At 58.8% G+C, this 3,041-nt stretch carries 5 protein-coding genes; 3 read left to right on the forward strand and 2 right to left on the reverse strand.

Annotated features, from left to right (window positions below; translation table 11 throughout):
* Positions 1 to 244, forward strand: a 244-nt coding sequence (locus ACXRVY_RS22130; protein ID WP_458238243.1) for a hypothetical protein, incomplete at its 5' end; no start/stop codon positions are given.
* 14 nt (positions 245 to 258) lie between these two features.
* Here ACXRVY_RS22130 and ACXRVY_RS22135 read toward each other — a convergent pair.
* On the reverse strand, positions 259 to 819 hold the full coding sequence (locus tag ACXRVY_RS22135; RefSeq protein WP_223463476.1) for a TetR/AcrR family transcriptional regulator: 561 nt from the start codon (positions 817 to 819) through the stop codon (positions 259 to 261).
* Between the two features lie 93 nt (positions 820 to 912).
* Between ACXRVY_RS22135 and ACXRVY_RS22140 the strand changes: the two genes are divergently transcribed.
* Positions 913 to 1,641, forward strand: coding sequence for an SDR family oxidoreductase (locus ACXRVY_RS22140; RefSeq protein WP_458238244.1), 729 nt, complete (start codon positions 913 to 915; stop codon positions 1,639 to 1,641).
* 36 nt (positions 1,642 to 1,677) lie between these two features.
* Entirely contained in the window at positions 1,678 to 2,268 is a 591-nt protein-coding gene (locus tag ACXRVY_RS22145) for a 2-hydroxychromene-2-carboxylate isomerase (protein WP_223463474.1), read from the forward strand.
* On the opposite strand, the gene ACXRVY_RS22150 is transcribed toward ACXRVY_RS22145, so the two are convergent.
* A partial coding sequence (locus tag ACXRVY_RS22150; protein WP_458238245.1) for a zinc-binding dehydrogenase occupies positions 2,265 to 3,041 on the reverse strand: 777 nt, incomplete at its 5' end. The two genes, ACXRVY_RS22145 and ACXRVY_RS22150, sit on opposite strands and share 4 nt — an antisense overlap.

A 3,041-nucleotide genomic window follows, 5' to 3' on the forward strand; every position in this document is an offset into this window, starting at 1 on the left:
TGCGGGCTGCGCAGCGACCTCGGAAACACAGATCAAGCACGGTAGGAAAGGGCTACACATCAACTGTTCCGGACTGTCTTCATCCTGGGACAAGTGCTACGCCAGCGCCGCCAACTCCTGCGCACCCAAGGGTTACAAGGTCATAGCCAAGTCGGGAGATGCCGTGGAAGAGCCCGGCGATTATCCGTTTGGCCTCAACCCTGCGGGTTATACCAGCCGCAGCATGATTGTCATCTGCAAATAGGCAGGGCCGTCGCGTCAGGTTCTCGGACTTGCGATCTGACGGCCAATTTCCTCGTAGCTGGACTTCAGCACTGTGCGCTGGATATCCGGGCTAGCCAACATACGCGCTACGACCAGCGCGCCAATACATTGCGACAGAATAGCCCACGCCTGGCTGTCGCTTTGCAAAACACCCGCCCAGCTTTCCTGAAGCCGACAAATCCAGTGCTCTGCCTGTTGACGGACTGTCAGGTCGGAACGGGCAATTTCCGCCCCCAATGCCGGTAATGCACAACCGGTTTCCGGATTCTCGACGTGAGACATGCTCAGGTACTGTTTCAAGCAGCGCTCAAGCTTGTCACGGTCCTGCCCTTCCCCCAGTCGCGCCAGACTTTGACCCAACTCACGTTCAACAATGGTTGCGAACAACTCGTCTTTCGACGAGAAGTGGCTGTAGAAAGCACCGCCACTCAAGCCAATCGCCTTCATCAAGCCGTCCACGCCCACCGTCGAAAATCCGGACTTCTTGGCCGATACCGCACTGCTTTCCAGCAGCCTTTGCCTGGTTTCCAGCTTGTGACTGGCCGAATAACGCATCGCTCTTCCCCTTGAATTGCTCACCTTGACGCCTGTCGAATCATAGCATAACGTTCGTTTAGTTAACGATCGTTTACCAAAAGGGATCTACCCATGAATAACAAGAAGGTCGTACTGGTCGTCGGTGCAGGTGATGTCACGGGCGGCGCCATTGCCAAGCGTTTTGCCCAGGAGGGTTTTGTCGCCTGCGTCACCCGCCGTAGTGCGGACAAGCTCCAGCCACTGGTGGATGCCATCAAGGCCGATGGTGGCGAGGCACACGGTTTTGCCTGCGATGCCCGCAAGGAAGACGATGTGGTGGCACTGGTCGAGCAGATCGAAAGCGAGATCGGCCCCATCGAGGCATTCGTGTTCAACATCGGCGCCAATGTGCCGTGCAGCATTCTCGAAGAAACCGCCCGCAAGTATTTCAAGATCTGGGAAATGGCCTGTTTCTCGGGGTTTCTCAACGCCCGGGAAGTGGCCATACGCATGGCCAAGCGCCAGCGGGGCACAATCCTGTTCACCGGTGCCACTGCAGGCCTGCGTGGCGCAGCCGGGTTCGCCGCATTTGCCGGTGCCAAGCACGGCATTCGTGCACTGGCGCAAAGCATGGCCCGAGAGCTCGGCCCCATGAATATTCACGTTGCCCATGTCGTCGTCGACGGCGCCATCGATACCGACTTCATCCGTGAAAGCTTCCCGGAAAAATATGCCACCAAAGATCAGGATGGCATCCTCGATCCCGAGCATATCGCCGAAAATTACTGGTACCTGCACAGCCAGCCCCGCGATGCCTGGACCTTCGAGCTGGACCTTCGCCCCTGGAGCGAACGCTGGTAAGCCCTCCCCTACAACAATAAGCAGAGCGCACCGACCATGAGCAAAACCGTGGAATTCCTTTTTGACCTGGGCAGCCCCACCACTTACCTGGCGTATACCCAGCTACCGGCAATCTGTGAGCAAACCGACAGCCAACTGATCTACATCCCGATCCTGCTCGGCGGTGTGTTCAAGGCCACCGGCAACGCCTCCCCGGCGACCATTCCGGCCAAGGGCCGCCACATGATTCAGGACCTCGACCGTTACGCCCGGCGCTACGGAGTGCCACTGAAGTTCAATCCGCATTTCCCGATCAACACCCTGATGCTGATGCGTGCAGTGACCGGCATTCAGTTGCACCATCCCGAGCGTTTTGTCGCCTTCATTGACTGCCTGTTCAACGCCCTGTGGGTCGATGGCCGCAACCTCAATGACCCGGCAACCGTGGCCGCGGTGCTGAGCGACAACGGTTTCGATCCCAATGAGGTGCTGGCACTGACCGCCGACGAAACAGTCAAGGCAACGCTCAAGGACAACACAGAGAAAGCGGTGCAGCGCGGCGTATTCGGCGTACCAAGCATGTTTGTCGATAACCAGTTGCACTTCGGCCAGGATCGACTGGACTTCGTACTCGAGGCCCTGAGTTAAATCTCGACCACCAACCGCCCCTTTGCCGCTCCTGACAAGAGCAGTACATGGGCGGCTTCTGCCGATTCCAGCGTGAACGAGTGCGGGTCAAGCAATGGCAAGATCTTGCCAGCTTCAATCAACTGCGCCGCCTCGTGCAGAATCTCGCCGTGATGCTCACGCCCCTTGCCGGTCAGGAGCGGCAGTAAAGTGAAGACACCGGAGTAAGTCGCCCCGCGAAAGGAAAGCGGTGCCAGGCTGTGCTGCCCCCACCCCAGGCAACTAAGCACATGACCGTGATACATCCGTGCCGCCTTGAATGACGCATCCAGCGTTTCACCCCCCACTGTGTCATAGACAATGTCGAAGCCCTCACCGGCCGTATGCTCAGCCACATAGTCTTCAACCGAAGACTTGCGGTAATCGATAAACGTCGCGCCGAACCCTTCGATGATCGATTGTTGCCCGGCCGAGCCCGTGGCAAAAACCTTGGCGCCAAAAGCGCGGGCGATTTGCACGGCGACATGGCCGACGCCACCGGCGCCGCCATGAATCAATACCGTCTGCCCGGATCGAACGCGCGCCCGGTCCACCAGGCCTTCCCAAGCCGTAATCAGCACCAGCGGCAATCCGGCAGCCTCGCGCATGCTCAAATTGTGCGGCTTGCGAGCCAACAGTCGCGCATCGACCGTCGCGTATTCGGCCAACGAACCTTGAATACCGCCAATACCGGTGGCCATGGCGTACACCTCGTCCCCCGGCAACCAGCCACTGACGCCCTCCCCCAACGCCGC

It is taken from the genome of Pseudomonas sp. P5_A2_2 (assembly GCF_054177685.1).